Source organism: Streptomyces sp. NRRL S-646 (assembly GCF_000720765.1).
In the GTDB taxonomy this organism is placed as follows: Bacteria; Actinomycetota; Actinomycetes; order Streptomycetales; family Streptomycetaceae; genus Streptomyces.
Map to the genome: position 1 here is coordinate 310,477 of NZ_JODC01000001.1, position 24,087 is coordinate 334,563.

At 71.2% G+C, this 24,087-nt stretch carries 21 protein-coding genes and 3 pseudogenes; 9 read left to right on the plus strand and 15 right to left on the minus strand.

The annotated features are described in order from the left end of the window. The first annotated feature begins 41 nt into the window (after window positions 1-41). Genes IH68_RS0101505 through IH68_RS0101515 form a run of 3 tightly spaced genes read left to right on the plus strand, consistent with a single transcriptional unit; the run spans window position 42 to window position 3,696 of the window. Window positions 42-1,151, plus strand: a complete 1,110-nt coding sequence (locus tag IH68_RS0101505; RefSeq protein WP_030927092.1) for an NAD(P)H-dependent flavin oxidoreductase — start codon at window positions 42-44, stop codon at window positions 1,149-1,151. Next, window positions 1,148-2,710 carry an acyl-CoA synthetase gene (locus tag IH68_RS0101510; RefSeq protein WP_030927094.1) on the plus strand — a complete coding sequence of 521 codons (1,563 nt, stop codon included), beginning with the start codon at window positions 1,148-1,150 and terminating at the stop codon, window positions 2,708-2,710. The genes IH68_RS0101505 and IH68_RS0101510 overlap by 4 nt, the downstream gene beginning before the upstream one ends. After that, window positions 2,707-3,696 carry a hypothetical protein gene (locus tag IH68_RS0101515; RefSeq protein WP_234341145.1) on the plus strand — a complete coding sequence of 330 codons (990 nt, stop codon included), beginning with the start codon at window positions 2,707-2,709 and terminating at the stop codon, window positions 3,694-3,696. The genes IH68_RS0101510 and IH68_RS0101515 overlap by 4 nt, the downstream gene beginning before the upstream one ends. 43 nt (window positions 3,697-3,739) lie before the next feature. On the opposite strand, the pseudogene IH68_RS0101520 reads toward IH68_RS0101515, so the two are convergent. The 3 genes and pseudogenes from IH68_RS0101520 to IH68_RS0101535 form a co-directional block, all read right to left on the minus strand. Beyond that, window positions 3,740-4,219 (minus strand): annotated as a pseudogene (locus IH68_RS0101520) (penicillin acylase family protein); the annotation flags it as partial. A gap of 309 nt (window positions 4,220-4,528) precedes the next feature. Beyond that, a complete protein-coding gene (locus IH68_RS0101530; protein WP_051833063.1) occupies window positions 4,529-5,263 on the minus strand; it encodes an ABC transporter ATP-binding protein in 735 nt (244 codons plus the stop codon). Then, complete coding sequence (locus IH68_RS0101535; protein ID WP_078912267.1) at window positions 5,260-6,099, minus strand: ABC transporter permease; 840 nt, start codon at window positions 6,097-6,099, stop codon at window positions 5,260-5,262. The genes IH68_RS0101530 and IH68_RS0101535 overlap by 4 nt, the downstream gene beginning before the upstream one ends. Window positions 6,100-6,244: 145 nt before the next feature. Here IH68_RS0101535 and IH68_RS0101540 point away from each other — a divergent pair, with 145 nt between their 5' ends. Beyond that, window positions 6,245-6,826 (plus strand): helix-turn-helix domain-containing protein, encoded by a 582-nt coding sequence (locus tag IH68_RS0101540; RefSeq protein ID WP_030927106.1) that lies wholly within the window; start codon window positions 6,245-6,247, stop codon window positions 6,824-6,826. Window positions 6,827-7,308: 482 nt separating this feature from the next. Here the strand turns inward: IH68_RS0101540 and IH68_RS49475 are convergent. From IH68_RS49475 to IH68_RS0101580, 8 genes and pseudogenes are all read right to left on the minus strand, one after another. Continuing rightward, window positions 7,309-7,955: pseudogene (locus tag IH68_RS49475) on the minus strand (FAD-binding oxidoreductase); the annotation flags it as partial. Next, a pseudogene (locus IH68_RS49480) lies at window positions 7,951-8,561 on the minus strand (sulfite oxidase-like oxidoreductase). The pseudogenes IH68_RS49475 and IH68_RS49480, both read right to left, overlap by 5 nt. After that, window positions 8,558-9,862, minus strand: a complete 1,305-nt coding sequence (locus tag IH68_RS0101555; protein WP_030927108.1) for an amidohydrolase — start codon at window positions 9,860-9,862, stop codon at window positions 8,558-8,560. Before IH68_RS0101555 ends, IH68_RS49480 begins: the two are co-directional and overlap by 4 nt. Window positions 9,863-9,876: 14 nt before the next feature. Then, on the minus strand, window positions 9,877-10,629 hold the full coding sequence (locus IH68_RS0101560; protein ID WP_030927110.1) for a nucleoside phosphorylase: 753 nt from the start codon (window positions 10,627-10,629) through the stop codon (window positions 9,877-9,879). Then, entirely contained in the window at window positions 10,626-11,492 is an 867-nt protein-coding gene (locus IH68_RS0101565; protein ID WP_030927112.1) for an ABC transporter permease, read from the minus strand. The genes IH68_RS0101560 and IH68_RS0101565 overlap by 4 nt, the downstream gene beginning before the upstream one ends. Then, window positions 11,492-12,523 carry an ABC transporter permease gene (locus tag IH68_RS0101570; RefSeq protein WP_037884429.1) on the minus strand — a complete coding sequence of 344 codons (1,032 nt, stop codon included), beginning with the start codon at window positions 12,521-12,523 and terminating at the stop codon, window positions 11,492-11,494. The genes IH68_RS0101565 and IH68_RS0101570 overlap by 1 nt, the downstream gene beginning before the upstream one ends. Before the next feature lies 1 nt (window position 12,524). Next, the gene (locus tag IH68_RS0101575; RefSeq protein ID WP_051833066.1) at window positions 12,525-14,117 is read right to left on the minus strand and encodes an ABC transporter ATP-binding protein; all 1,593 of its coding nucleotides are present in this window, start codon (window positions 14,115-14,117) and stop codon (window positions 12,525-12,527) included. Further along, window positions 14,098-15,150: a BMP family ABC transporter substrate-binding protein gene (locus IH68_RS0101580; RefSeq protein ID WP_030927118.1), complete on the minus strand. Its 1,053-nt coding sequence runs from the start codon at window positions 15,148-15,150 to the stop codon at window positions 14,098-14,100. The genes IH68_RS0101575 and IH68_RS0101580 overlap by 20 nt, the downstream gene beginning before the upstream one ends. A 290-nt stretch (window positions 15,151-15,440) precedes the next feature. Here IH68_RS0101580 and mtnA point away from each other — a divergent pair, with 290 nt between their 5' ends. Further along, complete coding sequence (mtnA, locus tag IH68_RS0101585) at window positions 15,441-16,472, plus strand: S-methyl-5-thioribose-1-phosphate isomerase (protein ID WP_030927121.1); 1,032 nt, start codon at window positions 15,441-15,443, stop codon at window positions 16,470-16,472. Window positions 16,473-16,544: 72 nt separating this feature from the next. Here the strand turns inward: mtnA and mtnB are convergent, their stop codons facing one another. The 3 genes from mtnB to IH68_RS0101600 are packed head-to-tail and all read right to left on the minus strand — an operon-like array spanning window position 16,545 to window position 18,471. Further along, on the minus strand, window positions 16,545-17,153 hold the full coding sequence (gene mtnB / locus IH68_RS0101590) for a methylthioribulose 1-phosphate dehydratase (protein WP_030927124.1): 609 nt from the start codon (window positions 17,151-17,153) through the stop codon (window positions 16,545-16,547). Beyond that, window positions 17,150-17,875: an acireductone synthase gene (gene mtnC / locus IH68_RS0101595; protein WP_030927126.1), complete on the minus strand. Its 726-nt coding sequence runs from the start codon at window positions 17,873-17,875 to the stop codon at window positions 17,150-17,152. Before mtnC ends, mtnB begins: the two co-directional genes overlap by 4 nt. After that, on the minus strand, window positions 17,872-18,471 hold the full coding sequence (locus IH68_RS0101600; protein WP_030927128.1) for a 1,2-dihydroxy-3-keto-5-methylthiopentene dioxygenase: 600 nt from the start codon (window positions 18,469-18,471) through the stop codon (window positions 17,872-17,874). The genes mtnC and IH68_RS0101600 overlap by 4 nt, the downstream gene beginning before the upstream one ends. A gap of 520 nt (window positions 18,472-18,991) precedes the next feature. Between IH68_RS0101600 and IH68_RS0101605 the strand changes: the two genes are divergently transcribed. Genes IH68_RS0101605 through mtnK form a run of 4 tightly spaced genes read left to right on the plus strand, consistent with a single transcriptional unit; the run spans window position 18,992 to window position 23,883 of the window. After that, entirely contained in the window at window positions 18,992-20,089 is a 1,098-nt protein-coding gene (locus tag IH68_RS0101605) for a substrate-binding domain-containing protein (RefSeq protein WP_030927131.1), read from the plus strand. After that, on the plus strand, window positions 20,076-21,599 hold the full coding sequence (locus IH68_RS0101610) for a sugar ABC transporter ATP-binding protein (RefSeq protein ID WP_030927133.1): 1,524 nt from the start codon (window positions 20,076-20,078) through the stop codon (window positions 21,597-21,599). The genes IH68_RS0101605 and IH68_RS0101610 overlap by 14 nt, the downstream gene beginning before the upstream one ends. Window positions 21,600-21,636: 37 nt before the next feature. Further along, the gene (locus tag IH68_RS0101615) at window positions 21,637-22,683 is read left to right on the plus strand and encodes an ABC transporter permease (protein WP_030927135.1); all 1,047 of its coding nucleotides are present in this window, start codon (window positions 21,637-21,639) and stop codon (window positions 22,681-22,683) included. A gap of 15 nt (window positions 22,684-22,698) precedes the next feature. Beyond that, complete coding sequence (mtnK, locus tag IH68_RS0101620; RefSeq protein ID WP_030927137.1) at window positions 22,699-23,883, plus strand: S-methyl-5-thioribose kinase; 1,185 nt, start codon at window positions 22,699-22,701, stop codon at window positions 23,881-23,883. Window positions 23,884-23,911: 28 nt separating this feature from the next. Here mtnK and IH68_RS56215 read toward each other — a convergent pair whose 3' ends face one another. Next, entirely contained in the window at window positions 23,912-24,085 is a 174-nt protein-coding gene (locus IH68_RS56215; protein WP_159403630.1) for a hypothetical protein, read from the minus strand. Between the last annotated feature and the right edge of the window lie 2 nt (window positions 24,086-24,087).

Consider the following 24,087-nt stretch of genomic DNA (forward strand, 5'->3'; position numbering starts at 1 on the left):
AAGCTCTTCCGTCGGCCGGAGGACTGCGGCATTCTGCGCCCATGCAGACGGAGCTGAGCAAGAAACTGGGAGTCGAGCACGCCATTTTCGGCTTCACGCCGTTCCCCGCCGTCGCCGCGGCCATCAGCCGGGCCGGCGGTTTCGGAGTGCTCGGCGCGGTCCGCTACACCGCCCCCGACGAGCTCAAACGCGACCTCGACTGGGTGGAGGCGCACGTCGACGGCAGGCCGTACGGCCTCGATGTCGTCATGCCCGCGAAAAAGGTCGAAGGCGTGACCGAGGCCGACGTCGAGGCGATGATCCCCGAGGGGCACCGGCAGTTCGTCAAGGGCACCCTCGCCAAGTACGGCGTCCCGGAGTTGGCCGAGGGCGAGGCGTCCGGCTGGCGCATCACCGGGTGGATGGAGCAGGTCGCCCGGGGCCAGCTCGACGTCGCCTTCGACTATCCGATCCGGCTGCTCGCCAACGCCCTGGGCTCCCCACCCGCCGACGTGGTAGCCCGTGCCCACGAGCACAACGTCCTCGTCGCGGCCCTGGCGGGCAGCGCCCGGCACGCCGCCAAGCACCAGGAAGCCGGCATCGACATCGTCGTCGCCCAGGGGTATGAGGCAGGCGGTCACACCGGCGAGATCGCCTCCATGGTGCTCACCCCCGAGGTCGTCGACGCCGTCGATCCACTGCCCGTCCTGGCGGCCGGCGGCATCGGCAGCGGGCAGCAGGTGGCCGCCGCGCTCGCCCTCGGCGCGCAGGGCGTGTGGCTGGGCTCCCTGTGGCTGACCTGCACCGAGGCAGACATGTCCTCGCCCGCGGTGACGCGGAAACTGCTCGCCGCCGGTTCCGGCGACACCGTCCGCTCCCGCGCGCTGACCGGGAAACCCGCACGCCAGCTCCGTACCGAATGGACCGACGCGTGGGACGACCCGGCCGGACCCGGCACCCTCCCCATGCCCCTGCAGGGCCTGCTGGTCGCCGACGCCCTCACCCGCATCCAGAAGTACGAGGTCGAACCCCTGCTCGGCACCCCCGTCGGCCAGATCGTCGGCCGGATGACCAGCGAACGCAGCGTCCAGGCCGTCTTCGACGACCTCACCCGCGGCTTCGAGCAGGCCGTCGACCGCATCAACCGCATCGCCGGAAGGAGCGGTGAATGACGAGCACGACGAGTACGCCCCCGGCCGGATTCTGGGCCCAGGCCACCGCCGACCCCGACCGCCCGGTCCTGGTCGCACCCGACGGCGAGCAGTGGACCGCCGGACGCCTGCACGCCGCCGCCAACCGTCTGGTGCACGGCCTGCGCGCCGCCGGACTGGAACGCGGCGACGCCTTCGCGGTCGTGCTGCCCAACGGCATCGAGTTCTTCACCGCGTATCTGGCCGCCAGCCAGGCCGGTTTCTATCTCGTCCCGGTCAACCACCACTTCGTCGGCCCGGAGATCGGCTGGATCGTCGCCGACTCCGGCGCCAAGGTGCTCATCTCCCACGAACGGTTCGCAGGCCCCGCCCGCCACGCCGCCGACGAGGCCGGCCTCCCGGCCACCCACCGGTATGCCGTCGGCGCGGTCGAGGGCTTCCGCCCGTACCCCGAACTCCTCGACGGACAACCGGAGTCGGCGCCCACGGACCGCGAGCTCGGCTGGGTCATGAACTACACGTCGGGCACCACCGGCCGCCCCCGCGGCATCCGCCGCCCGCTGCCCGGCAAAGCCCCCGAGGAGGCCTATCTCGGCGGCTTCCTCGGCATCTTCGGCATCAAGCCGTACGACGACAACGTCCACCTCGTCTGCTCCCCGCTCTACCACACCGCCGTACTCCAGTTCGCGGGCGCCTCCCTGCACATCGGCCACCGTCTGGTCCTGATGGACAAGTGGATGCCCGAGCAGATGCTTCGGCTGATCGACCGTGAGAAATGCACCCACACCCACATGGTCCCGACCCAGTTCCACCGCCTGCTCGCGCTCCCGGAGGACGTGCGTCACTCGTACGACGTCTCGTCCATGCGGCACGCCATCCACGGCGCCGCCCCCTGCCCCGACCACGTGAAGCGGGCCATGATCGACTGGTGGGGTCACAGCGTGGAGGAGTACTACGCGGCCAGCGAGGGCGGCGGCGCCTTCGCCACCGCCGAGGACTGGCTGAAGAAACCCGGCACCGTCGGCAAGGCCTGGCCCATCAGCGAGCTCGCGGTCTTCGACGACGACGGAAACCGGCTGCCGCCCGGCGAACTCGGCACCGTCTACATGAAGATGAACACCGGCGGCTTCGCCTACCACAAGGACGAGGCCAAGACGAAGAAGAACCGAATCGGCGACTACTTCACCGTCGGCGACCTCGGCTACCTCGACGAGGACGGCTACCTCTTCCTCCGTGACCGCAAGATCGACATGATCATCTCGGGCGGGGTCAACATATACCCGGCCGAGATCGAGTCGGCCCTGCTCGCCCACGCCGCCGTCGCCGACGCCGCCGTCTTCGGCATCCCGCACGACGACTGGGGCGAGGAGGTCAAGGCGGTCGTCGAACCGGCCCCGGGCCATGAGCCGGGCCCCGCCCTGGCAGCCTCGGTCCTCGACCACTGCGCCGAGCAACTCGCGGGCTACAAGCGGCCCAAGAGCGTCGACTTCATCGCCGAGATGCCCCGCGACCCCAACGGGAAGCTGTACAAGCGGCGGCTGAGGGACCCGTACTGGGAGGGGCGCACCCGCCCCGTGTGACCCCGGGAGCGGCGGACGGCGGACGGATCGAACGCGGCGCGGTGCCGGCGCGTCACAGGAACGGCACCGCGTTCGTCACCGTCACCATCAGCCCTGGGGGACCCATGCGCAGGCACACCGCACGCGCCGTAAAACTGCTGGCCGCACTCGCCCTGTGCACCGTGGGAGGCGCTGTCGCCGTCGGCTGCGGCAGCGAGAAGGCCGTGAGCCACAGCGGCTCGTCGGCCCGGGCTCGTGCGGTCGCCGATGCCTGGCACGGCTCCAAGGCCGCGCATGTGTGGGCGCAGGGCTACTACCCCATGGGCGACGTGATCCAGTTGCCCGAGGGCGCCTTCCACAGCGACGCCGACAAACGGGCGTACACGACCCAGAACTTCGTGCTGCGCACCGCCCTCCCCGGCGCCCCGGACCGCAACGGCGTGGTGAATTGGGACGACGGCCGCTCGCTCACCCTGCCGCTGATGGGCGCACGCAAGGCGTACGACAGCGTGGCCCGCGGCTCCAACGACGGTCCCCATCTCACCGTGACAGGCGCCAGGCTGGGCGAGACGACCGTGGCCACCAGCCGCGGCCCGGCGACCGTCCCGGCCTGGCTGTTCACGCTCAAGGGTTACGACACTCCGCTGAAGCGGGTGGCCGTCGGTCCGTCGAAGCCGCCCAAGCCTCCGATCGCACCGGCGGCCCAGTCTCCCAGCGACGAACTGTGGCCGGTCCAGCGCCTGGTGGGGGTGAGCGATGACGGCCGGACCGTCACCGTGCTCGCCGCTCATGGAGCCTGCGACGACGGTCCCGCGGTGGACGTCCTGGAGACGCACGACAGCGTCGTGTTGGCCGCGTCGATCGTCGGAACCAAGGACGGTCCCTGCACTGCCCAGCTGCTGGGCGCGGAGAAGACGGTGAAACTGCACCGGCCGCTGGGCGAGCGGATCCTCCTGGACGCGTTCACGGGTGGGCCGATGCGCTCCGGGAGCCTGATGTGGGGGTGAACCCTGTCCCACGCGGGAGGCGCGGGACAGGGCCCTCCCGCGGTCAGCGGTGCTTGCCGACCCGGATCACCCGCAGCGCGGGGGACGACAGGACGTCCTTCTCGCAGAAGCGGGCCGTCACCCACTTCTCAGCCGACAGCAACCGGGTCTGGTCGCTGTAGTGCGGCGAGTCCGGGTTCGACGACTGGGAGTACGTCAGCAGGGTGCGGGCCACCGGGCAGCCGCTGCCGTCCCAGCCGACGGCCTGCAGGTGGCTCGATCCGAACGGCACCTGCGTGTACGCCCCGCTCACCGCGTCCCACGTCGGCTCGATCACGTTCCACACGCCGAGCCTGTTCGAACCGCACGGTATCGCGATGCGTTCGCCGCCTCGGACGACGTACTGGTGGTCACCGAGCCGGGCGTCCAGCGGTGTGCCCGAGCCGTGCAGTTCCGCCACCGTGTCGGCGAGGGCCGTGGCGAAGCCGGGCGCGGCGGTGTCGAGCGTGTTCGGTGTGTGGACCGGGTCCGCGGCCGAGAACGGCGACCACGCCGTACTGGGCCTGCCCGCCGAGGACGGCGTTGAGCGCGTCGCGACCGGTGCCGAACGACTGGAGTTTCGGGGTGAGCCCGTTCGCGGCCCACCGCTTGTCCTGCGTGGCGGTGTAGACGGGGGCGCCGCCGAGATAGTCGCTGCCGGCGATGGTGACCTGGGTGGTGGCCCGGGTGGCGGGCGTCGACTTGGCGTCCGCTGCTCCCGAGCAGGCGGTGAGGAGCAGCGCCGGGATCACGGCCACGGCGGAGAGGAATCTGGGCAGGCGGATGTGCACGGTAACTCCTGGGCGAAGGCGGGTCATTCGGCGTCCGGACCGACACCGTGGTCGGCACCGGCGTCGAGCTGGGCGACGATGCGGGGGAGGAGGTCGGACTGCGAGGTGCCGTCCAGACGGTGGTCGGCGGTCACGCGGCCGGGTCCGGCGGCCATGACGATGATCCGCTGGGACAGGGCGAGCGCTTCGTCGACGTCGTGGGTGACGAAGACGACGGTGGTGCCGGTGCGTTGCCACAGCTCGGAGAGCAGCTGCTGCATACGGCGCCGGGTGATGGCGTCGAGCGCGCCGAACGGCTCGTCCATCAGCAGGACTCGGGGCTCGGCGGCCAGCGCGCGGGCCAGCGCGACCCGTTGCCGCATGCCGCCGGACAGCTGCGCCGGGTACTTCTCTGCGGCAGCGGCGAGGCCGACGTCGTCCAGGTGGCGCAAGGCGCGGGCCCGGCGTTCGGCGCGTGACAGACCGAAGCGCTTGAGGGCGAACTCGACGTTGCCGCGCGCGGTGAACCAGGGCAGCAGCGCGTAGTGCTGGAAGACCACGCCCCGGTCGGGGCCCGGCCCGATGACCGGCACGCCGTCCATCAGCGCCCGGCCGGCCGACGGCGGCACGAAACCGGCGACGACGTTCAGCAGCGTGGACTTGCCGCAGCCGGTCGGCCCGAGCAGCGAGGTGAAGGAGCCCTCAGCGAACTCCAGGTCGGTGGTCTCGACGGCGAGGGCGCCGCCGTAGCGCACTTCCACCCCCTCCAGACGGATCATGACGTGCTCCAGTGGACGAGACGACGGCCGGCGAAACTGATGAGCGCGTCGGCGGCAAGACCAAGCAGGCCGAGCTCGATCAGCCCGACGAACATGCGGTCGGTGCGCAGGAACTGCCCGTCCACCTGGAGCCGGTAGGCGATCCCGCTCTGCGCCCCGCCCAACTCGGCGGCCACCAGGGCGAGGAAGGCCAGTCCGGCGCCGTAGCGCAGGGCCGCCACGACCGACGGGGCGGCGGCCGGCAGCAGCACCTCCGTCAGCCGTCGCCACGCCGGGACACCGAGGGTGCGGGCGGCGCGCAGGTAGTCGGCCGGGACGCGGGCGACGCCGTCGTGGACGTACAGCCACACCGCGAGGAAGACGGCGTACGCGATGACCAGGTGTTTGGCCTGCTCGCCGATGCCGAACCAGGCGGTGATCAGCGGTACGAGGGCGATGGCCGGGATCGGCCGCAGGAACGACATCACCGGACCCACCAGGGCCGCGACGCCGGGCCGGTGCCCGGTCAGGAACCCGACCGCGATCCCGGCCGACGCCCCGTAGGCGAAGCCCTGCCCGGCCCGCGCCAGACTGGCCCGGAGGTCGGCGGTCAGGGTGCCGTCGGCCCACATCGCGTGCGCCTCCCGCAGCGTCTGCCACGGCGTCGGGACCAGCCCGGCGCCCAGTACGGCGCCGCGCGCGGCGGCCCACCACAGGACGAGGACCAAGGCCGCCGAGGCGAGCGGCGCCGCGGCGGAGCCGAGCGCCCGCGACCGCACAACCGCCCGCCGCCGGCGGACCGGCTGCCCCGGCGACGCCACCTCCCGGCGGCCGGCCGGCCGTGCCGTGTGCGCCATGACCGGACTCCTCTCACCACGCGATATTGACGTCGTCAATAATTCGCGTGGTTTATTGCCGCAGCATGTCGGCGGTATGAAACCTCCAACAGCCTCAGTCGGACCCCATCCGGCCGCCTCGCCCGACTGCGCTACCGTCGCTCCCGTGCGACGCCCCGACCCCACTCCGGAAGCCCTGGCCGTCGGATCCGTGATCCGCGGTCACCGCAAGCGCCTGGGCGTTCCCATGGCCGAACTCGCGGCCCGCTCGGGCCTCTCCCAGCCGTTCCTCAGCCAGCTGGAGCGCGGCCTGACCACCCCGAGCCTGACCTCGATCTACCGCATCGCCGAAGCCCTGGGCCTTCCGCCGGGCATCTTCCTGCGCCCCTCCAGCGTCGCCGACACCGTCGCCCACGAGGAGGACCCCCAGGTCATCCGCGTCAGCGAAACCGCCGGGCAGGTCGCCCATGTACTCATCCCCGGCGGCCGAAGCGACGTCATGGAGGCGTACGAGCAGCACTTCGACCCGGGACAGGGCGAGCGCCCGTGGTTCGAGCACACGGGAGAGGACTTCGTCTACGTCCTCGAAGGCGAGGTCGACCTCGAACTGCGCGGGCAGGAACCCATCCGCCTGACGGCCGGCCAGAGCGCACACCACCGGGGCGACATCCCCCACCGTTGCCGGCTCACCGGCGACTCGCCCGCCCGCACCCTCCTGGTCGTCACACTCGCGGGCTCGTCGATGTAGTCGATGCGGAGCACTTGCCGGGCTCGCGGGCGCTTTCCGTTGTTGATGTCCCGGACGTACCGTGCGTGCTTCTCCGGGTTCTTACCGGCCCGCCCGTGTGCAAGAGCCCAGCCCTGAAGCGCCTCGGCGTCCATCCGGATTCTGGTGTCGCGCAGCGCCAGGAGCACGCCGACGACCTGTTCCTTTCTCACAGCCGGCCGAGATCGTGTTGTTGCGGTTCACCGTGCGCGTCAGGCCGTTCAGAGCCTCGACGAGGATCGGGTTGAGATCGGGGGAGAGGTTCTCCCAGTCCGAGCCGTCGCCGAGGACGTCGGGCTTCATTGCCGTGACCCACGGGCGAATCCCGTCGGCATCCCAGGTGATGACGCAGATGGGTGAGCGCGAACGAGAGAGGAGCGTGACCGCACCCCGTGCCGCCGGTGCCGAGTACCGCTCCCACGGCCCCCAGCCGTCCGGTGTGGCGCTCCGCGACCACGACGTGCCGGGGACTGCGCCAGCCATGGTTCGAGGTGGGCGGCCGAGAGGCGGCCGACGCGCATGCCGGGCGGGGCGCTGCGCGTGAAGACCATGGTGGTCTCGTCCCCGTACTCGTTCGCGTAGATCAGGTCCTCGGGAGTGCGCGCCGAGACCAGCAGACGCAGAGGGACGGTCAGCCGGCGCAGACGGTGGTGGCGGACCATCGACATCAGCGGTACGACGCCGGAGCCTGCCCCGAGCAGCAGGGCGGCCGGTCGCCGGGCCAGGCGAAGAACCCGCTGAGCGGACCGCGCACCTCGACGGTGTCCCCGGGCCGGGCCACCTGGTGGAACCATCCGGACACCTCGCCGCCCTCGACGTGGTCCAGGGTGAGCTCGATGTGACCGCTGTCGTCGGGCGGTGAGGCGATGGAGTAGTGGCGCTGGGCGACGTAACCGTCGGCGGCCCTTAGGCGCAGCATCAGGTGCTGGCCGGGCAGCTGGCCCGCCCAGTCCGGCACGGCGAACCGGAACGTTGACGCGCGTGGCGTCTCGCGGCGGATCTCGACGAAGCGGGCCGGCTGCCAGGTGGCCGTGGCGCGGCTGCTCACGGCGATCCGTCCCGGGACGGCGAACCGGGTCGGAGGAGTGAAGGTCCCGGTCGTGCTCTCAATCACCGGCGTACCGCTCCTCGTTCCAGGGGTTGCCGCGCGCGTGATAGCCGTTCTGCTCCCAGAAGCCCGGCTCGTCGTGGTCGAGGAGCGTCAGGCCCGCGATCCACTTGGCGCTCTTCCAGAAGTACAGATGCGGCACCAGCAGCCGGGCCGGGCCGCCGTGTTCGGGCGCCAGTGGCTCGCCGTCGGACTCCCAGGCGATCCATGCGCGTCCGCCCGTCAGGTCGGACAGCGGCAGGTTGGTGGTGTACCCGGTGTGCGCGTACGCGACGGCGTGCGTCGCGAAGGGATGGGGGCGTGCCAGCCGAGGAACGTGTCCAGGGACACCCCGCCGAACCGCACCCCGAACTTCGACCAGCCGGTGACGCAGTGGATGTCGCCTTCGTACCCGGACCGCGGCAGCGCGTGCGCCTCGTCCCAGGACCAGATGCGCTCCTCGGCCACCAGGCCCTCGACGCGGAGCGTCCAGTCGGCGGGTGTGAGACGAGCGGTGACCTCGGCGGACAGTACGGGCCACGAGTCGCGGGCGTCGTACTGTCCGGGCGCCAGTCGCGGATCGCGGTCGCCGGCGGGGAAGTGGCCGGTGAAGCCTCGGGTGACGGTCATGCCAGGGCCTCCAGGTCCGACAGGGCCTTGAGGACTGCGGCCTCGTCGAGGGTGGTGAGCGCGCGGTCGCGCATCAGGATGCGTCCGTCGACGATCGTGTCCCGTACGTCGGAGGACTGGGCGGCGTAGGCCAGCGTCGACCACACGTCGTGGCGGGGTGTGAGATGAGGCCGGTCGAGTTCCAGCACGATCAGGTCCGCGCGCTTGCCCGGTTCCAGGGATCCCAGATGCACGTCGAGGCCGAGGGCGCGGGCGCCCTCGATCGTCGCCATGCGCACGGCCTGTTCGGCGCCGACCGTCGTGGGGTCGCCGCCCGCCTTGTGGACCAGCGCGGCCTGCCGCACCACTGCCAGCAGGTCAAGGGTGTTGGAGCTGACCGCGCCGTCCGTGCCGAGACCGACGGTCACCCCGGCGCTCAGCAGCCGCGGCACCGGCGCGATCCCGCAGCCCAGCTTCAGGTTCGACACCGGGCAGTGCGCGACCGAGGTGCCGGTGCGGGCCAGCGTCGCGATCTCGGGCCCGGTCAGGTCCACGGCGTGCGCGAGCAGCACGTCCGGGCCGAGCACGCCCAGGGAGTCGAGCAGTTCGACCGGGCGCTTGCCGTGCCGCACCTCGACCGTGGCGACCTCGGTCGGGTTCTCGGCGGCGTGGATGTGCAGCAAGGCCCCGAACTCCCGAGCCAGGGCGGCGACTTCGGTGAGCTGGTCGGGGGAGAGGGTGTAGGCGGAGTGCGCGAAGACGACGGGACGCCGACCGGCGCGGGCCGGGCCACGCGCCTCCAGGTCCCGGCGGGCCCACCGCATCCGGTCCTCGTAGGCGATGCCGTCGGCCGGGTCGGGTACGTCCATGAAGGTGGGGCCGGAGTGCAGTCGCCAGCCGGCCTCCCGGGCGGCCTGCTCGGCGGCCTCGTGGAACCAGTACATGTCGAGCGCCGACGTCACCCCCGCCCGCACGCTCTCCGCCACCGCCAGCCGGACCGCCGCCGCCACGTTCTTCGGAGTCAGCAGCTCGGCCTCCCACTTCAGCACCCGCTCCAGGAAGCCCTGCAGGGTGACGTCGTCGGCGCGGCCGCGCAGCAGCGTCATCGCGAGGTGGGTGTGCGTGTTGACGAGGCCGGGCAGCACGAGACAGCCCGCGGCGTCAATGGCCTGGGCCGCTGTGAACCGCGTACACAGCTCCTCGGCAGGACCGACGGCGACGATCTCGCCCTCGTGCACGGCGACCGCCCCCCTGTGAACGACCGTTCCTGCCTCGTCCACGGTCAGGACGTCGCCACCGTGCACCAACAGGTCGATGTTCACAGTGTGTTCGCGGTTCACAGCTCGTTCGCCTCCGCCAGCAGCCGCAGCGCCTCCAGCGAGACGACCGCGCCCCGCTCGACACCGGCCACGACCACTTCCCGGTGCGGGTCGTAGACGCTGGTGCCCTCCTCGTCCACCAGCTCGTCCGCGTTCGCCCCGTCGACGACGAGCACACCGCCCGCCACCAGCCCGCGCAGCGAGGCCGTCACCAGCAGCGCCGAAAGCTCCATCTCGATGGCGGCGAGCCCCGCACCGTCGTAGGAGAAGAGCGGGAGCAGGCCCGGCTGGAAGGCCGCCCGTGTCCAGACGATGCCCCGGTGGTGCGGGGCGCCCGCCTCGCGTGCGGCGCGCTGGAGCGCGAGGACCGCCTCGGGGGAGGAGACCGCCGGGTACTCCGGCGGCAGGAGCTGGTGGGTGACCCCGTCGTCCCGTACGGCCGCCTCCGCGATGACGAGGTCGCCGTCGCCGATGCCCGGCTTCATCGCGCCCGCCGTACCGAACCGCAGGATGGCGCGCACCCCTGCGTCCGCCAGCTCCTGGAAGAGCAGGATCGCTCCCGGCGCGCCCACCCCGTGCGAGGCGACGACGACCGGCAGTCCCTTCCAGCTTCCGCTGAACACACGGTATTCGCGGTGGTACGACACCTCCTCCGCGCCGTCGAGGAGCGCGGCGACGGCGGCCGCGCGGGCCGGGTCGCCGACGACGACCGCATGCGCCGGGAGCCCCGTGCGCGGGATGCGGGTGACGGGCAGCAGGTCCTGGGTCATACGGCGGCTCCGGAGGAGGGACGGGTACGGCGACGGCGGGCCGTCGTGAGGAACAGGGCGCCGAGCGTGACGACGTAGGGCGCGGCGTCGGTTGCCTGCTGCGGCAGCCCGAGGCCCTGGAGACGGAAACCGGCCGCCTCCGCGAGGCCGAACAGGAGCGCCGCGAGGAGCACGCCCACGGGTGCGGCACGGCCGAGCATGACCGCCACCACGGCGATCCAGCCGCGGCCCGCCGTCATGTTCTCGGAGAACAACGTGACGTTGCCGAGGGCGAGTTGGGCACCGGCGAGACCGCACAGTACGCCCGAGACCAGCACGGCCGCGTACTTGTACCTCGCCGGGCTCACCCCCAGCGTCGCCGCCGCGTCGGGCGCCTCGCCGACCCCGCGCAGCCGCAGGCCCCACACATGCCGTGACAGCATCACCGCGGCCACACCGACCGCCACCCACGCCAGATACGCGAGCGGCGTGAGGCCACCGACCAGCGGCAGCCCGGACAGTGACGGATCGTCAAAGGTGCCCTGAACACCGAAGACCGTACGCAGGAGAAAGCTCGTCAGGCCGACTGCCAGGAGATTCATGGCGATTCCCAGCACCACCGCGTCTCCGCGCAGGGTGACGGCTCCGACGGCCAGAATCAGCGAGTACGCGGCGGCGGCGAGGGCCGCCGCCAGCACGCCCAGCCAGGCGCTGCCGGTGAACCAGCTGGTCGTCACGGAGGTGAAGCAGCCCATCAGCATCATGCCCTCGAGGCCGATGTTGAACACCCCCGCCCGCTCGCACAGGGCACCGCCGAGCGCGGCCAGCAGGATCGGGGTCAGGGCACGCAGCGCCGACATCAGGAGATCGGAGTCGAAGAACATCACACGGCCTCCTTGGCCTTGCGGCGCGGAAAGCTCAGCCGGGCCGCCAGGAACACGATCACGATCGCCTGCAGCACCTGCGTCAGCTCGCGCGGCACCTCGGTCGTCCGCTCCATCGCCAGACCGCCGACCTGGAGGACGGCGAAGAAGAAGGAGGCGATCAGCGTGCCGAGCGGGGCCGCGGCGGCCAGCAGCGCGGCCGTGAGTCCCGTCCAGGTGTAGCCGGGTGCGGTGAGCGAGCCGTCCACGAAGCGGTAAGGGAAGCTCAACACGCCGATGGCGCCCACGAGTCCGGCCAGTGCACCCGAGACGGACATCAACTTCAGTGTCAGGCCCCGGCGTTCGACGCCCGCGTACGCCGAGAAGCGCGCGTTCAGACCCGTCATCCGTATCTCGTACCCGATCCTTGTGCGCCGATCCGTGAACCAGTACGCGGCCGCCGCGAGGACGACGAGAACCAGCCCGAAGGTCACAGTGGATGCACCGAACGCGGGCAGTGCCACCCCGTCCGGCAGCGCACGGGTCTGCGGGAGGCTGGAGCCCGGCTCCTTGAGCGGGTAGCGCGCCAGGTAGGAGGCGAGCGAGACCGCCGGGTAACTGAGCAGCAGGCTGCTGACCAGCAGCGGGACGCCGAGGTGGTTCTCACACAGGGCGGCCAGGACGGCGTACGCGGCGCCCGCCGCCATGCCCGCGAGCAGGGCGAGGACGACGGTGAGGGGCGCGGGCAGCGGGGAGTACAGGCCGGTCACGGCCGCGGTGATGCCGCCGAGCACCATCTGCCCGTCGCCGCCGAGATTGATCAGCCCGGCCCGCAACGGGATCGCCAGCGCGAGTGCCATGCCGAGCACGCTGGTGCCCGTGGTGAGCGTGGAACCGATGCCGTCGGCGCCGAGCGAGCCGGTGAGGACCGCGCCGTAGGCGGTGATCGGGTCGGCGCCGGTGCCGACGAGGAAGAGCGCGCCGATGAGGACGCCCGCGAGGACGGAGAAGGTGATGGGGGAGCGGAGGGCTCCGGATATCCGGTTGTTCATGTCAGTCGGTGGCCTCAGCGTTGGTGTGCGGCGACCCGTCAGCGGTGTGTGAGATTCCACCGGCCCGGGCGGCAGAGCCCGCCATGGCCAGCCCCAGCGACCGTTCGTCCGCCTCGTCCTTCCCGTACGACGCCGTGACCCGGCCCTCGTACATGACGAGCACCCGGTCGGCGAGGCCGCGGATCTCGCTCAGCTCGGCCGAGACGAGGAGTACCGCGTGGCCGGCGTCGCGGTAGGCGATCAGCTGGTCGTGGATGTTCTGGATCGCGCCGATGTCGACGCCGCGCGTGGGCTGCTCGACGAGCAACAGCGGTGCGTCGTGGGCGAGTTCGCGGCCGATCAGCAGCTTCTGCAGATTGCCGCCGGACAGCGCCGTCGCGGGCACGTCGGGCGTGGCCGCCTTGATGCCGAACCGTTCGATCAGCCGCTTCGCATGCTCCCGCACGGACGCCGGCGGCAGCAGGCCGCGGGACGACAGGGACGTACGGTGATGGCCCATCGCGAGGTTGTCCGCGACGGACGCGGCAGGTGCCGTACCGACCGCATGGCGGTCCTCTGGCACGTACGCCAGTCCCTTGAGTCGCCGTTCGGTCGCCGAGGCGTGCGTGATGTCCTGGGCGTTCAGAGTCACCCGCCCGGCCGTGACCGGGCGCAGCCCGGCGAGCGCCTCGACCAGTTCGCTCTGCCCGTTGCCCGCGACGCCCGCGATACCGACGATCTCCCCGGACCGGACGGCGAGTTCGACGTCGTGCACGGCGTCCGTGGCCAAACCGGAGACGTCGAGAACGACCTCGCCCGGTGTGCCCGGCGCGTGGATGCGGTCCAACTCGACGGCGCGGCCTGTCATCGCGGCCGCGATCTCGTCGGCGGAGGTCTCCGCGGTGACCAGCCGGGCCACCACCCGGCCGTCCCGCAGCACGGTCACATGGTCGCTGCCCTCCAGCACCTCGCGCAGCTTGTGCGTGACGAGGACGACCGAACGGCCCTGTGCGGCAAGGGACTTGAGCACCGCGAACAGGGCGTCCGCCTCGGCGGGAGTGAGCACGGCGGTCGGCTCGTCGAGGATGAGCGTACGGGCGCCGCGGTGCAGCAGTTTCAGGATCTCCACGCGCTGCCGCAGCCCGACCGGCAGCTCGCCGACCCGGGCGTCCGGATCGACCACCAGGCCGTGCTCCTCGGCGAGTTCACGCACCCGGCGCCGGGCCGCGGCCCGGTCCACCAGGCCGAAGCGGCGCGGCTCGGCGGCGTAGACGACGTTCTCGGCGACCGTCAGCGAGTCGAACAGCTTGAAGCTCTGGTGGACCATGCCGAGCCCGGCGGCCATGGCGTCGGACGGGCTGCCGAAGTGTGCGTCCCGACCGTCGATACGGATCGTCCCGGCATCCGGGCGCTCCATGCCGTACAGGACCGACATGAGGGTGGACTTGCCGGCGCCGTTCTCGCCCATCAGGGCGTGGATCTCGCCGCGGCGGACAGTCAGGTCGACGGCGTCGTTGGCGAGCGTGCCGGGGAACCGCTTGGTGATTCCCCGCAGCTCGACCGCGACGCCGTCGAGGCCCGTGTCCTCAGCCGCGTCAGCTCGCGGCGGGGTCATCGACCTTCAGCTTCCCGGCGACGATCTGGTCGCGCAGCGCCTCGACCTTCTTCAGCACGTCCTTGTGGTCGGCGATCACGCACTTGGAGGAGCCGACGCCGGCCTCCAGACCGGTGAGGCTGATGCCGCCCTCCTTCAGGCCGTACGAGACGGTCGTGCCCGCCTTGCCGCCGAGGACGGTGTCGATGCCCTTCTCCACGGCGACATCGGTGCGCTTGATCACGTTGTCGACGACCGTGCCGGGCGCCGAGGGGCACTGGTTGACGTCGACGCCGTACGCGAAGGCGCCCTTGGCCTTGGCGGCCTCGAAGACGCCGTAGTTGCCGGCCGCGGCGGCCGCCATGAGCTGGTCGTAGCCCTTGGACAGCAGCGAGTCGGCCTGCTCCTTGGCGCGCGCGGAGTCGTCGAAGGGGGACTGGCCGCCGACGAAGCGGGTGGAGGTCTGCGTCTTGGCCGCGACCTTCTTCGCGCCGGCCGCGAACGGGTCGCTGTAGCGCCGGAACTGGGGCGTGTCGAGCACATCCACCGCGCCGACCTTGCCGGACCTGCTCAGCAGACCGGCCTCGGCGCCCGCGAGGTAGACACCCTCGTGCTCCCGGAAGACGGCGCAGCTGACGTTCTTGTACGTCTTCGTCGTGCAGGCGTCGATCATCAGGAACTGCTGCTTGGGATGCGCCTTGGCCTGCTGGGCGACGAGGTCGGCGAACTCGAAGCCGACCAGCACGATGACGTCCGGCTTCGCCTCCACGGCGGCCTGCACGTTCTGCTGCTGGGAGGCGGTGTCGGTCGACTCGTACACCTTCTGCGAGCCGTCGTGCTGCTCGGCCGCGGCCTTTACGCCGGTGACGGCGAGCTTGAGGAACTCGTTCTGGCCGACGGCGTCGGGCGTGACGAGCGTGAACGACTTTCCGCTGCTCTTGGCGGAGCCGGAGGAGGCGTCGTTCTTCGCGGCTGCGTTGCACGCGGTGGCTGCGGTGACCAGGACCGCGGTGGCGGCGGCGACTTGGAGGGTGCGACGGGATCTGCGGAGCATCGGGGGACCTTCCGGGGTACGGCAGAGCACGCCCGGGCAGGGGCGTGTGAAGGGTGGACGGGGGAACGCCGAGGGGACGGGTCAGCGTCGACAGCCGTCGCCGGCACACCGGCAGAAGTCGAGGAAGCGGCGCTTGGTCAGCAGCACGACATCCTCCTTCGTCTCGGTGAGTGGACTGGGTGCTGGACTGTAACACCCGTTTCCAGACACCTGCGCGACTGTCTCGAACTGTGGTTCTCCCAGGTCATGTACGGTGACGAGGACCACCGGATCATCAGGAGTGCCCCGAAATGTCCCAGGAACTGCGCGCCGTCGACTGGACCGGAACCGGCCTCGCGCTCATCGACCAGACCCTGCTCCCGCACCGTACCGAGACCAGGAACGTCCGCGATGTGGACGCTTTGGTGGACGCGATCCAGCGCCTCGTGGTGCGCGGCGCACCCGCGATCGGCGCGGCGGGCGCGTACGGTGTCGCGCTCGCGCTCCTGGAGGGCGAGCGGGAGGGCTGGTCCGAGGCGCAGACGCGCGCGGCCGTCGCTCGTATACGTGAGGCCCGGCCCACCGCCGTGAACCTCATGGTGTGCGTGGACCGGGTCATGGCCCGCTTCGAGGAGGGCCTGGAGGCGGTGTTGGAGGAGGCCGCAGCGGTCCAGCGCGAGGACGTCGAGGCCAACCGTGCGATGGGCGCGTTCGGCGCCGACTGGCTGCTCGAACGGGTCGGCGTGGAGCGGCCGTTGCGCATCCTCACGCACTGCAACACGGGCGCGTTGGCGACGGCCGGCTGGGGCACGGCACTGGGCGTCGTCCGCGAACTGCACGCCCGTGGACGGCTCGAGCTCGTCTACGCCGACGAGACGCGCCCTCTGTTGCAGGGATCACGTCTGACTGCCTGGGAGTTGGTCCAGGAAGGCATCCCGCACTACGTCCAGGCTGACGGGGCGGCGGCCGGCACCATCCTGCGCGGCGAGGTCGACGCGGCGATCGTCGGCGCCGACCGCATCGCGGCCAACGGCGACACCGCGAACAAGGTCGGCACCGTGGGCGTGGCCCTCGCCAGCGCCGATGCCGGGATCCCGTTCCTTGTGGCGGCGCCGACGACGACCGTGGACCTGGCGACGAAGACCGGCGACGACATCCACATCGAACTGCGTGGCGAGGCCGAGGTGCTGGAGTGGGGCGGGGTGCGGGTCGCGCCCGCCGAGTCGCGCGGGCACAACCCGGCGTTCGACGTGACACCGGGGCGACTGGTGACCGGGCTGGTGACCGAGCGGGGCGTGCTTGAGGTGTCGGCCGGCGAACTCCCAGGAGACAGGCTGAAGTAGGAACGGACGGGCGCCCCGAGGCCGGAGCAGGAACGGAAGGGCTCCCCGAGGCCGGGGAGCCCTTCCTCCGTCCTAGCAGCCCGTCAGCTCCAACTCCAGCAGCCACTCCACCACTTCGGTGTGGTGCCGGGCCTGCCGGGGATCCGTTCCCCACACATACAGCCCGTGCCCGGCCACGACCACCGCCGGCATCCGCGGATCGCGCGCCGCCTCCAGCCGGTCCCCGAGCACCTTCATGTCCTGGCTGTTGGCGATGACGGGCAGCGTCACCTCGACGTCGTGCGCGGGCTGCCCCACCCCCTTGAGCATCTCCAGGTCCCTGAAGACGATCCCGCCGGGCTCGCGCCGCCCCATCGCCACCGAGGCGACCGTGTGCACGTGCACCACGGCACCTGCGCCGGTCAGCGCGGCCACGCGCGCGTGCAGCTCGGCCTCCGCGGACGGCTTGCCGCCCTGCACGGCGGCGCCCAGGCCGTCCACCAGCACCACGTCCGCGGGCGTCAGTTCGCCCTTGTCGTGGCCGCTGGCCGTGACCGCGAGCCGCAGCGGATCGCGGGTCAGGACCACGGAGAGGTTCCCGGACGTGCCCCGCATCCAGCCGAAGGAGGCGAAACGCGCGGACTCGGCGGCGAGGACCGCCCCCGCCTCCTCGAGGTCGAGTGCTGTGATGCCGTCGCTCATATGGTGCTCCCGGTGGTGCTGATGGTGATCTCGTCGAACGCCCCCGCCTGCGCGTGGTCCCCGACGCCCTGCGCGTAGTACGGCTCCCCGGGCCGCCGGATCCCGACGGCGTGCCAGCCCGCCGCGCGGGCCGCGTCCAGCTCGCCGGGCCGGTCGGACAGGAACAGCAGCCGCTCCGGCGCGATGCCGGCCGCGCCCGCGATACGGCCGTAGGACTCCGGCTCCTGCTTGGGGCCCGCGTTCTCGGTGTCGTACAAGCCCGAGACCAGCGGCAGCAGATCGCCCGCCGGACTGGACGCGAACCACGCCCGCTGGGCGGCCACCGAGCCGGACGAGTAGACGTACAGGCGCACGCCCGCCGCGTGCCACGTCCGCAGCGCCTGGACGACGTCGTCGTAGAAGTGCGAGACGAGGTCGCCGCGCGCGAAGCCCTCGGACCAGATGACGCCCTGGAGGGTCTTCAGCGGGCTGGCCTTGCGGTCCTCGTCGAGCCAGCTGTTGAGCGTCTTCTCGATGCGGGCGTGGTCGGCGGTCGGGTCGCCCAGCTCCTCGCGGACCTGGGCCACCGCCCGCGCCACCTCCGGATCACCGGCCCGCTCGGAGAGCAGCTCGGCGAAACGGGAGCGCGAGTACGGGTACAGGACGTCGACGACGAAGCCCGTGGCGCTCGTGGTGCCCTCGATGTCGAGCACCACGGCGTCCACGTCGTAGTGCAGGGTCACACCGCACCCTTGTCCGCCGCGTACCCCGCCGCGATCGTGTCGTAGTCCGGGAACCGCGAGGCGATCGTGGACCCGGTGAAGTTCCCGATCCAGCCGTCCTCCTCGTGGAAGAACCGGATCGCGGTGAACGACGGCTTCGTGCCCATGTCGAACCAGTGCGTGGTGCCGCGCGGCACGCCCAGCAGGTCGCCCTTCTCGCAGAAGACCGCGTGCACCTCGCCGTTCACGTGCAGATAGAAGATGCCGGAGCCGGAGACGAAGAAGCGGACCTCGTCATCGTCGTCGTGGGTGTGCTCCTGCAGGAACTTCTCGCGGGCCGCCTTCGCCTTCGTCGGGAACTCCGGGTCGTCGCTGGGGTGCAGGCCGAGGACGTCGACGGTGGTGAAGCCCTCCTCGGCGTTCAGCTTGTCGATCTCTGGGCCGTAGGCGGCGAACACCGTCTCGCTGTCGGCGTCGAAGGGGACGTCCGCACGGATCGGCCACTGCTCGTAGCGCACACCGAGCGGCCTCAGCGCCTCGGCGATCTCGGCGGGGTCCGCGGTGCGGCGCACGAGGGTCTCGGGGCCGGACTCGGACCAGGTGGTCAGCAGGGTCATGGCAGCAACTCCAGGAGTCTGGAAGGAAAGTCCGGATACCGAGACAAGCACCGGACGGGCGGGGAGGAAAGGGCGACTTCGGCGGACGGTGGTTCAGCCGCGACACAGCGCGCCGGGACAGCGGCGCATGCAGGGCATGAGCAGCGCGGTCGCGCGTCGGGTCGTCATCAGGGCCTCACGGTGCCGGGTCGGGTGCCGGTTCGTCGATGGTAACTCCAGGCGAACCGGCCGCCTGGTGTGACGTAGTCGTTGTCTCAGCTGGTGAGAAACCGCTTACACAGCTTTGACGTGTGGCTGAAAACGTTCTCATGATCTATGCATGAAGACGCTGCTGCTCGTGCGGCGGCTGTACGTGGACTTGCTCCGGTCGACCACGGCCAGCTGTCGCTGACCTCATCCGGAGCCCCGACGCGCCCTGTTGCTGCGCGAGTTCGCCACCCCTTCGTGCGTTGGCGCCTGCCTTGCCCTGCTCCGGTTCAAGTACCCCCTCTTCCCCACCTCTTGCACCAGGAGCACCCTCATGTCCCGTACCCGCGTCCCCCTTGCCGCGCTCTCGCTGGCCTCCGTCTCCGCGCTCCTCCTCGCGGGCTGCTCCCAGTCCACGGACGCCTCGAAGAACACCGGCGACACCGCCGCCTCGGCCTCGGCCGCCACCGGCAAGAATCCCGCCCCGTTCAGCAAGGGCACGGTCAAGGTCGCCCTGGTCCGGCAGAGCGGCGCCGGCGACTACTTCGAGCAGTGGGGCAACGGCGCCAAGGCCCAGGCGAAGGCCCTCGGCATCGACCTGACGGTGTACGACGCCCAGGCCGACAACGCCAAGGAGGCCACCGACCTGTCGTCGGCGATCAACTCCGGGGCCAAGGCGATCATCATCGACCACGGCTTTCCGGCCACGATCAAGTCCGAGATCGACCAGGCCGTGAAGAAAGGCATCAAGGTCGTCGTCTACGACGTCGACACCACCAACGCCTCGGTGGTCAGGACGTCCCAGGACGACGCCAGCATCGCCCGCGCCGCGCTCGACGTCATGGCCAAGACCGTCGGCAAGAACGCGAAGGTCGGTTACGTCAACGTCGCCGGATACGCCGCCCTCGACGCCCGCGACAAGGTCTGGAAGCAGACCGTCGCCGCCAACGGCTGGAAGCAGCAGTTCAAGGTAGGCAAGGTCACCGACTCGACCGCCACCGACAACGTGCCGCTGGTCTCCGCCGCCCTCACCCAGCACTCCGACGTCACCGGCGTCTTCGCCCCCTACGACGAGCTGGCCAAGGGCACCGTCCTCGCGGTGCAGAACAAGAAGCTGCAGAGCAAGGTGAAGGTCTTCGGCGCGGACGTCTCCAACGCCGACATCCAGGCCATCACCGCCGCCGACAGCCCCTGGATCGGCACCGCCGGCACGGACCCGTCCGCGGTCGGTGCCGCCGTCGTCCGCACCACCGCGCTGGAGCTGGCCGGCCAGCTGAACAAGACCTCCGTGCAGTTCCCGGCGGTCGCCATCACCCAGGACTTCCTGCGCTCGAAGAAGATCGAGAACATGGACCAGCTGCGCGCCGCCCTGCCCGCGCTGAACCTCTCCCGGGTCAGCACCGCCGACTGGATCCCGAATGTCGCCCACTGAGATTGCCCCGGCGGTCAGCCTGCGCGAGGTCGGCATGGCCTTCGGCGGCAAGACGGTGCTCGCCTCCGTCTCGCTGGACATCGCGCCGGGCAGCGTGGTCGCGCTGCTCGGCGCCAACGGTGCCGGCAAGTCCACGTTGATCAAGATCCTGTCGGGCGTCCACACCGACCACGCGGGCGAGGTCCGGGTCGCAGGCGAGCCCGCGGAACTCCAGTCCCCGCTCGCCGCCCGCCAGTTGGGCATCCAGACGGTCCACCAGCGCATCGGTGAGGGCATCGTGCCCGGCCTCAGCGTCGCGGAGAACCTGGTCTTCGAGGAGCTCGCCCGCAGCCGCGGCAACCCGTTCCTGAACGGCCGGCGCGTCCTGGCCCGGGCCCGGGAGATCCAGGCCACCCTCGGCCTCGGCTGGAGCGACTCCGTCCTCAAGGGCGATGTCACCCGACTCGGCATCTCCGACCGGCAGTTGCTGATCCTCGCCCGCGCCCTGGTCACCCGCCCCCGCCTGCTCATCCTCGACGAGCCGACCTCCGCGCTCTCCGCCGCCGAGGCGGACCGGCTGTTCGGACTCGTCGCGAAGATGCGCGAGGACGGCATCGCCGTTCTGTACGTCTCCCACCGGCTCGGCGAGATCGACGCCCTCGTCGACCGGCTGGTCGTCCTGCGGGACGGCCGTCTCACCGAGGACCAGGCGCGCCCCTTCGACTGGGACGCCGCCCTGCGCGCCATGCTGGTCCAGGCCCAGGAGGCGACGACGGCCCGGCCGGTCCGCAGGGGCGCCGTCGGCGAGGTCGTCCTCGCGCTGCGCGGTGTCCGCCTCTTCGACGGCCGCGCACCCCTCGACCTCGACGTGCGCGGGGGCGAAGTCACCGGTGTGGTCGGCCTGCTGGGCGCCGGCAAGACCGAGCTGGCCCGCGGACTGTTCGGCGCCGAACCCTTCACGCAGGGCACGGTCGAGCTCGACGGCACGAGGTATGCGGCCCGCCGTCCGTCCGACGCCATCCGGGCCGGGGTCCATCTGGTCCCCGAGGACCGGCACGCCGACGCGCTGGTCCCGGGCTGGTCGGTGGCGCAGAACATCTCGCTGCCGTTCCTGAAGTCCCTCTCCCCGGGCGGCCTGGTGAACCGCTCACGCGAGGACGCCCTCGGCCGCGACACCATCGACGCCCTCGGCGTCGTCACCCGCGACGAGCACAGCACCGTGGAGGAGCTGTCCGGCGGCAACCAGCAGAAGGTCGTCGTCGGCCGCTGGCTCGCGAAGACCCCACGAGTCCTCATCCTGGACGAGCCGTTCCGAGGCGTGGACATCGGCGCCCGCCGTGACATCGGCCGCCGGGCCCGCGCCCTGGCCGCCGAGGGCGCGGCCGTGCTCGTCCTGTCCGCCGATGTCGACGAGATCCTGGAGATCGCCGACCGGGTCGTAGTGCTCGCGGCCGGAGAGGTCCACCTCGACGCGTACGGCGAGGACGCGGAACGCGACCGCGTGATCGAAGCCATCGCCGTGTCCCTCTGAGCCTCTCCGACACCGGCCGCCCAAGGAAGCAGCACCCATGACCACCACCCAGAGCAGCGAGGTCCCCGCCAAGGCGGCGATCCCCTCCGCGACGTCCACCGCCGTACGCGTGCAGAACGCCGTGATCAAGTACGGCTTCATCTTCGTCACCGTCGCGCTCTTCGCGTACTTCGCGCTGAGCGAGGGCTCCTTCCGCGAGTCGGCGACCCTCCTGGACACTCTCCGCTACGTCTCCGTGGCCGCTATTCTCGGCCTCGGTGTCACCCTCACCATGGCCGTCGGCGGGATGGACATGTCCGTGGGCGCGGTCGCCGGTCTCGGCGTCTCGGTCGCCGCCCAGACGATGGTCGTCTACAACCAGGTCGGCACGGTCGCCATCATCGCGGTCCTCGCGGCCGGCGCGCTCGCCGGCCTGCTCAACGCGCTGCTGATCGTCGTCCTGAAGATCCCCGACATGCTCGCCACCCTCGGCACGATGTTCGTGATCCAGGGCAGCAAACTCATCCTCGTCGACGGGCAGTCCATCACCCCGGGCATGACCGAGTCCGACGGCACCACCGCACCGGGCAGATTCACCGACGGCTTCCTGCGCATCGACCGCGGCACTCTCCTCGGCATCCCCGTCTCGGTCCTGATCTTCGGTGCGCTGACCGTCGCCGCCTGGGTCTTCCTCGCCCGCACCCGCTGGGGCCGGGTCCTGTACGCCATCGGCGCCAACCCGGAGGCAGCCCGGCTCGCCGGCATCCGCGTCGGCGGCTACCGCGCCCTGGCCTACGTCATCTCAGGTGTCCTCGCCTCGGTCGGCGGCCTGATCCTGGCCTCCCGTATCGGCCAGGGCGATGTGAGCGCTGGCACCTCGCAGCTCCTGGAGGCGGTCGCGGTCGCCCTCGTCGGCACCTCGGTGCTGGGGCGGGGCCGCCCGAACGTCTGGGGCACGGCCCTGGGCGCCGTCCTGATCGGCATCATCACCACCGGACTGACCATCAAGGGCCTGCCGTACTACACGCAGGACGTGGTCGAGGGCGCTGTCCTCATCCTGGCTCTGGTCTTCAGCTTCACCCTGTCCAAGCGCCGTACCGCATAAGGGAGTTCCCCGACCATGGGCTACCGCATCCTGGAGACCGAAGACATCCCCGCGTACCTGCACGAGCGGGGCCACTGGGAGAACCCCGCCGACATCACCGTCCGCGAGGTGTCCGACGGCAACGTCAACCGCGTCTTCCTCGCCTCCGACGCCGCCGGCACCCGCGGCCTCGCCCTCAAGCAGGCGCTGCCCTGGGTCCGGGTCGCCGGTCCCTCCTGGCCGCTGAGCCCCGACCGTGCCGACGCCGAGGCCCGCGCATACGAGCAGGTCGCCAAGGTGGCCCCGGACAAGATCCCCGCGATCCACGGTTACGACCCCGAGAACCACGCCCTCGTCATGGAGGACCTCTCCGACCTGGAGGTGCTGCGCACGGCCCTCAACGAGGGCGCCGCGTACGGCCCGCACACCTCTGCCCGGATCGGCGAGTTCGTCGCCCAGTTGTCCTTCGCCACCAGCGACTTCGGCATGGAGTCCACCGACCGCAAGGCGCTCCTCGCCGTCTCGGTCAACCCGGAACTCTGCAAGATCACCGAGGACGTCGTCCTCTCCGAGCCGTACATCGAGCACGAACACAACCACTGGCCCCCGCAACTGGACGACCTCGCCGCCGAGTTCCGCGCCGACACCCGCCTGCGCACCGAGGTCGCCGAACTCCGTCACCTCTTCATGACGAGCGGTCAGGCACTGCTCCACGGTGATCTGCACACCGGCAGCGTCATGGTGGGCCGACGCGACGGCGCCGAGGTCGTGCGGGTCTTCGACCCCGAGTTCTCCTTCGTCGGCCCGATCGGCTACGACCTCGGCCTGTACTGGGCGAACGTCCTGGTCTCCGAGGCCCGCGCGCAGGCGCTGGGCGTCGACGGCGACCACTCCGACCAACTGCGCCTGAGCTGGGAAGCTTTCGAGGCAACATTCCGCGGCCTCTGGCCGTCACGCGTCGACACCTTCTTCGACGACGCCTATTTGGAGCGCTTCCTGCGCCGCGTGTGGACGGAGTCGGTCGGCTTCGCGGGCACGGAGATCGTCCGCCGCATCATCGGCTACGCCCACCTCACCGACCTGACGACGCTGGCGGACCCACTCCAGATCCCGGCCTCCCGCCGGGCCCTGCTGCTGGGCCGCGAACTCATCCTGCGGCGGGCGGAGTTGGAAGGCCCGGACGCCATCCGTACCTGTGTCGAGTCCCTGCGCGCCGGCTGAGGGGCGGCCCGCCCAGCGCCCCCAGGACCTACTTCGGCGGTGCGTCCGAGGGGCCGGGGTGGTGGAAGGTGCTCGACACTGTCGCGATCAGACCGATCCGCGAGTCCACCCGTGATGCCCGACCGGCCTTGATGGCGCGTGCGCGGGGGTGTTCGCCCAGCCCTGAAAAGGCACTGCGGATCACCACGGTTGTGCGGGACATAG